The organism is Thiolapillus sp. (assembly GCF_048562965.1).
GTDB classification, from domain to species: domain Bacteria; phylum Pseudomonadota; class Gammaproteobacteria; order Chromatiales; family Chromatiaceae; genus Thiolapillus; species Thiolapillus brandeum_A.
The window spans coordinates 1-5,947 of record NZ_JBHNMF010000190.1; the positions used below are offsets into that span (position 1 = coordinate 1).

At 58.2% G+C, this 5,947-nt stretch carries 8 protein-coding genes; 5 read left to right on the top strand and 3 right to left on the bottom strand.

Annotated elements, in window-relative coordinates:
• Window positions 1-134: 134 nt before the first annotated feature.
• Together ACOCD2_RS10825 and ACOCD2_RS10830 are read right to left on the bottom strand one after the other, a co-directional pair.
• Window positions 135-509 carry a VOC family protein gene (locus tag ACOCD2_RS10825; protein ID WP_293646440.1) on the bottom strand — a complete coding sequence of 125 codons (375 nt, stop codon included), beginning with the start codon at window positions 507-509 and terminating at the stop codon, window positions 135-137.
• On the bottom strand, window positions 502-1,356 hold the full coding sequence (locus tag ACOCD2_RS10830) for a DMT family transporter (protein ID WP_293646442.1): 855 nt from the start codon (window positions 1,354-1,356) through the stop codon (window positions 502-504). The genes ACOCD2_RS10825 and ACOCD2_RS10830 overlap by 8 nt, the downstream gene beginning before the upstream one ends.
• 66 nt (window positions 1,357-1,422) lie before the next feature.
• Between ACOCD2_RS10830 and dapC the strand changes: the two genes are divergently transcribed.
• The 5 genes from dapC to dapE are packed head-to-tail and all read left to right on the top strand — an operon-like array spanning window position 1,423 to window position 5,425.
• Window positions 1,423-2,625, top strand: a complete 1,203-nt coding sequence (dapC, locus tag ACOCD2_RS10835; protein WP_293646444.1) for a succinyldiaminopimelate transaminase — start codon at window positions 1,423-1,425, stop codon at window positions 2,623-2,625.
• Window positions 2,626-2,638: 13 nt separating this feature from the next.
• A complete protein-coding gene (gene dapD / locus ACOCD2_RS10840) occupies window positions 2,639-3,460 on the top strand; it encodes a 2,3,4,5-tetrahydropyridine-2,6-dicarboxylate N-succinyltransferase (protein WP_293646446.1) in 822 nt (273 codons plus the stop codon).
• Complete coding sequence (locus ACOCD2_RS10845) at window positions 3,460-3,810, top strand: ArsC family reductase (RefSeq protein ID WP_293646448.1); 351 nt, start codon at window positions 3,460-3,462, stop codon at window positions 3,808-3,810. Before dapD ends, ACOCD2_RS10845 begins: the two co-directional genes overlap by 1 nt.
• On the top strand, window positions 3,807-4,298 hold the full coding sequence (locus ACOCD2_RS10850) for a hypothetical protein (RefSeq protein WP_293646450.1): 492 nt from the start codon (window positions 3,807-3,809) through the stop codon (window positions 4,296-4,298). The genes ACOCD2_RS10845 and ACOCD2_RS10850 overlap by 4 nt, the downstream gene beginning before the upstream one ends.
• Window positions 4,298-5,425: a succinyl-diaminopimelate desuccinylase gene (gene dapE / locus ACOCD2_RS10855; RefSeq protein ID WP_293646452.1), complete on the top strand. Its 1,128-nt coding sequence runs from the start codon at window positions 4,298-4,300 to the stop codon at window positions 5,423-5,425. Before ACOCD2_RS10850 ends, dapE begins: the two co-directional genes overlap by 1 nt.
• A 14-nt stretch (window positions 5,426-5,439) precedes the next feature.
• Here dapE and ACOCD2_RS10860 read toward each other — a convergent pair whose 3' ends face one another.
• Window positions 5,440-5,907, bottom strand: coding sequence for a phospholipase A (locus ACOCD2_RS10860; RefSeq protein WP_293646454.1), 468 nt, complete (start codon window positions 5,905-5,907; stop codon window positions 5,440-5,442).
• Window positions 5,908-5,947: the final 40 nt, after the last annotated feature.

The window sequence follows — 5,947 nt, forward strand, 5'->3', positions numbered from 1 at the left end:
CAAAAATCTTTTCATAGAAGATCCGGATATCGAAAGGCCGGAAAAAAACCACCTGTATCGCCAGTGCCGTTCCGAGCAGCACACCAATGCCCAGCAACAGGGCAATCCATTTGAGTATTCTTTTCATTCCTGATTCACTTTTCCTGTTGTATGAATTCCAATGCATTGCCGTCGGGATCGCGGCAGAAAAGGGCATCCCGTCCCGATCTGCTGCGCGTGTAGCCGACTCCCGCCCCCTCCAGCGATGTGGCGAGTACGTCCAGATTCCGCACCGACAGAGCCAGATGCCTGTCCCTGCCGCCGTGCTCCGGACGTTGGTCGACTGGGTCGGGATTTGGCAGTTCCAGCAGATGCAGTTGCTGATCACCGATTTTCAGCCAGATACCGGGAAACGGCAGGTCCGGCCGTTCGACAGTCTCCAGCCCCAGCCGTCCCTGGTAGAAAGCCAGGGACTTGTCCGTGCTGGAAATGATCATGCTTACGTGGTGAATGGCGCGGATGTCAGTCATGTATGTCCTCGTGAGTGATCGCGATGAAGCCCGCCAATATGATCAGCCCGCCGCCCAACCATTCCAGCATACGCAAATTCTCTCCCGCGAGCCACCAGGCGCTGAGCGCACCCACCAGTATCTCGAACAGCAGAATCACAGCCGACCGCTGCACGGGCATGTGGGAAATACCATAAATGACAGCCAGCGTCGTTACGAGAAAACCCACACCACCCAGCAGTATATTCCCCAGCCAGGCCGACAGCGCAACTTGGGGGAAAGGTTCTCCGCCGAGCAGCAGCATGAATCCGGCAACGCAAATCACACCAAACCAGGAAACCAGGGTTTTCTGCCGGGTTCCCAGATGCTGGAGATCACGGGTGATGACATTGGTGACGGCGAAGGCCAGTCCGGCACTTGCGGCGTACAGATCCGCCCGGTTCAGAGACGCCATGCTGACCTGCGGCTGCCAGATCATCAGGATGGCTCCCATCATCCCCAGGGGCAGGGTCAGCAGCGTTGCCGGGCGCAGCCTTTCGTGCAGAAAGAAATGCCCGAGCAGCACCGTCCACAAGGGAGAAATATAGAAAAGAATCAGCGCTCTGGCGACCGAACCATCCAGCATGGCGAGCACAAATCCCACGTTGGTCCAGCCGGCGGCAACGGCCATCAGCGCCAGTTTGCCCCACTGCCCCTGCATCCCGGCAATACCGGGCCAGCGCAACATCGCCAGCACCGAAAAGGCACTGCCATAGGCAACCAGCATCTGCCAGGCGCCGTTCAGCCCGGCATCCTGCAGCAGGCGTAGGGGATACCAGACCACGCCCCAGAAAGAGGCCGCGAACAGCAGACTCAGCAACGGCTTCATTGTTGTATAATTCTCCCTTTTCCGGAACCTGACCGGCAGGGCAGCCCCCTGCGGCACCCGCGCAGTATGAACAGCGACCTGCAAAAACTCCAGCCCTATCCCTTTGAAAAACTGCGCCTGCTCAAGGAAGGCTGCCATCCACCTGTGGCGCTGGATCATATTGCCCTGTCCATCGGCGAACCCAGGCACCCTACCCCTGCCTTCATCACCGAAGCGGTGCTTTCCCATCTGCACGGCCTGTCCGCCTATCCCCTGACTAAAGGTGCACCCAAGCTGCGCGAAACCATCTGCAGCTGGCTCAGCACCCGTTTCCAGCTCCCCAAGGACAGCCTGGATCCGGGACACCATGTACTGCCGGTCAACGGCACACGCGAAGCGCTGTTTGCCTTCGCACAGACGATCGTGGACCGCAGCCAGCCCAATCCGCTGGTGCTCATGCCCAACCCCTTCTACCAGATCTACGAAGGCGCCGCCTTCCTCGCCGGCGCCCGGCCCGAATTTCTCAACTGCACTGAAGACACCGGCCTGATGCCGGATTTCGATGCCGTGGACGCAAAAACCTGGGAAGACTGCCAGCTGCTGTACCTGTGCTCGCCACACAATCCCACGGGCGCGGTGATTCCCGAAACAACCCTGGCGCAGCTCATGGAACTGGCGCACCGGCACGACTTCGTCATCGCGGCGGACGAGTGCTATTCGGAAATCTATTTCAATGAAGACGAGCCTCCCGTAGGCCTTCTGCAGGCTGCCGCCAATGTGGGCAATGACAGTTATTCACGCTGCGTGGTCTTCCACAGCCTGTCCAAGCGTTCCAACGCACCCGGACTGCGCTCGGGCTTCGTCGCCGGCGACCGGGAAGTTCTCGGGCAGTTCCTGCGCTACCGCACCTATCACGGCTGCGCCATGCCGCCCCACCACCAGGCCGCCAGCATCATGGCCTGGCAGGATGAAAAACATGTGGAGGAAAGCCGCCGCGCCTACCAGGAAAAGTTTGCCGCGGTGCTGGGTATCCTCGACGGGCAGCTGACAGTGCGGCAGCCCGAGGCCGGCTTCTACCTGTGGGCACAGACGCCCGGTTCGGATACGGAATTTGCCCGCCAGCTGTATGACCGGCAAAACGTGACCGTCCTGCCAGGTAGCTACCTTTCCCGCGAAGCCGATGGCATCAATCCGGGCGAGGACCATGTGCGCATGGCCCTGGTCGCCCCCATGGACAAATGTATCGATGCCGCCAACCGAATCAGACAACTTATCGAATCTTACTACTGAGGAAACAATCACCATGAGCGACATGCAGAACATTATCGAAGAAGCCTTTGAGCGGCGTGCGGACATCACGCCCCGCACCGTGGATACCCTGGTACGCGATGCCGTCATGGAAACAATCGAGCGGATCGACGCAGGCACCCTGCGCGTGGCTCAGCCCACGGACAATGGCTGGAAGGTCAATGAGTGGGTAAAGAAGGCCGTGCTGCTCTCTTTCCGCATCAACGACAACGAATTCATGAAGGGCGGCTTCACCAACTACTATGACAAGGTGCCCTCCAAGTACGCGGACTACAACGCCCGGGAGTTCCGCGAAAGCGGCGTGCGCGTGGTGCCACCGGCATCCGTGCGCAAGGGCGCCTATATCGCCCCGTCCTGTGTGCTCATGCCTTCCTACGTGAACATCGGCGCCTACGTGGACTCCGGCACCATGGTGGACACCTGGGCCACCGTGGGTTCCTGCGCGCAGATCGGCAAGAACGTGCACCTGTCGGGTGGCGTAGGCATCGGCGGCGTACTCGAACCCCTGCAGGCCGCCCCTACCATCATCGAGGACAACTGCTTCATCGGTGCGCGCTCGGAAGTGGTCGAAGGTGTCATCGTGGAAAAAGGCTCGGTCATTTCCATGGGCGTCTACATTGGCCAGTCCACCCGCATCTATGACCGAGAGAACGATGAAGTGCTGTATGGCCGCGTACCCGCCGGTTCTGTGGTGGTATCCGGCAATCTGCCTTCCAAAGACGGCAAATACAGCCTTTACTGCGCGGTCATCGTCAAGCGCGTGGATGAGAAGACCCTCAGCAAGGTGGGCATCAACGAGCTGTTGCGGGATATCTGATGATCGAGGTCTACGGCATTCCCAACTGCGACACCATGAAGAAGGCCCGCAAGTGGCTGTCGGATCATGGCATCGACTACCTTTTCCATGACTACAAGAAAGAAGGCGTGGATGAAACCCGCCTGCGCGAGTGGGCGGACAAGGTCGGCTGGGAAATCCTGCTCAACCGCCGCGGCATGATGTGGCGCAAGCTCACACAGGAGCAACGGGACAACATCGATGAAGCCAGCGCCCTCGGGCTGATGCTGGAGACCTCTTCCATCATCAAGCGTCCCGTGCTCATCACCGAAGACGGGCATATCGAAGTCGGTTTTTCCGAAAAAAACTACACGGAGCTGTTTGAAAAATGAAGAATAAACTCTTTCTGGCTGTCCTGCTGGCAGCCATGTCCTCCAGCCTGGCAACCGCCGGGGAAAGCGATGAAAAATGGTACCAGTACGATCACCTGTACGCTCAGATAGGCACCTATGTCCACTACTCCTCCAGCAAGGATCATGACGGCCCCAATCTTTTCGGCGCACTGGAAGCGCAGAAATCCAACGGCTGGCTCTATGGTCTGGCTATGTTCGACAATTCCTTCGGCCAGTTTTCCCAGTATCTTTATGGTGGCAAGACCTGGAATTTCCCCGATGACTGGCAGCACTTCCATTTCAAACTGACTGCCGGGGTAATTCATGGATACAAGGAACCCTGGGACGACAAGATACCCTTCAACAGCAGCAACGGCTGGGCGCCAGGCATAATTCCCAGCCTCGGCTACAAGAAGAATGGCTTTGGCGGCGATGTCATCCTTCTCGGCAATTCCGCAGTCCTGTTCACCGTGGGTATGGATTTCTGATGTCAGAAACCCTGAAACTGGCCAGAGACCTGATCAGCCGCCCCTCGGTCACGCCTGAAGACGAGGGCTGCCAGGCACTGATGATGGACAGGCTCAAGCCTCTGGGTTTTGCGCTGGAGCCCCTGAATTTCGGCGACACACAGAACTTCTGGGCCAGGCACGGTGACGAGGCGCCTCTGTTCTGCTTTGCCGGGCATACGGATGTCGTTCCGCCAGGACCGGAGGATGCCTGGGATTCACCGCCTTTCGAACCGACCATCCGTGATGGTCTGCTGTATGGTCGTGGTGCAGCGGACATGAAAGGTTCTCTCGCCGCTATGATCACCGCCACCGAGGCCTTTGTCGGAAAATATCCCGATCACAAGGGCTCCATCGCCTATCTCATCACCAGCGACGAGGAAGGCCCGGCAACCAATGGCACCGTGAAGGTCATCGAAACCCTGGAGGCCCGGAACGAGAAAATCGACTGGTGCCTGGTGGGAGAGCCCTCTTCCACCAACAGGCTGGCCGATGTGGTCAAGAACGGCCGCCGCGGTTCTCATGGATGCCGTCTTGTAGTGAAAGGGGTACAGGGTCATGTAGCCTATCCACACCTAGCGAGAAACCCGGTGCATGAAGCCCTGCCTGCACTGGCCGAGCTGGCAGCCACCGAGTGGGACCAGGGCAACAACTTCTTTCCGCCCACCACTTTCCAGATCTCCAACATTAACGCAGGCACCGGAGCGACCAATGTCATCCCCGGCGAGCTGGAAGTCGTGTTCAATTTCCGCTTCTCCACAGAAACCACACACGAGGAACTGGAGCAGCGGGTGGAAGCGATTCTCGACCGCCACGGCCTGGATTACGATATCGAATGGACTTTGTCCGGTCCCCCTTTCCTCACCGCAGAAGGCGCATTGCTGGATGCGGCGCAGCAGGCCATACAGGATGTGATGGGCTACGGCACGGAACTGTCCACCTCAGGAGGCACTTCCGACGGGCGTTTCATCGCACCAACCGGCGCCCAGGTGCTGGAACTGGGTCCCTTGAATGCCACCATCCACAAAGTCAATGAATGCGTTGGCGTGGATGACCTGAACAACCTTTCGAAAATCTATCTCCGCCTCATGGAACTGTTGCTGACCTGAAGAACGCGCCTGTATTACAGCCAGTCTGTAAGCTTGACGCCTACGCCAAAGCTGTTGACGTTTTCATTGTAGTCGATGAGGCTTTCACCATAGCCGTTGAACCACTGCACATAACCACGCAGGCGTCCGTGAATGGGGAAGCTCCAGTCCAGTTGGGCAGCACCACGGTTCACGTCGAAATCCAGGTTATTACGGAACATGAGACCGAACTCGTGCGCACCCCACCTGTAGGCCCCCTGAAATTCGAAGTTCCCCAGGTAATCCTCGATGTCCGGATTGTCGTCGTTCTTCTTGTTTTCCCTGATGCGGTACCAGGGCTGAACGGCAAAGGCCAGGTTGCCGCTTTCGAACACGAAACGCGCATAGACTCGGTTCCAGCTGCGGGAGAGGCTGCCTGACCGTCCGTTCGACTGGTGAACGATGCCGATATCGTTCAGTACGTTTCTCATGCCCAGAAACTCAAAGTCATTATAGAACCTCAACCGTAACTACTCACCCCTAAGATGAGTACAAGCCTGCCTC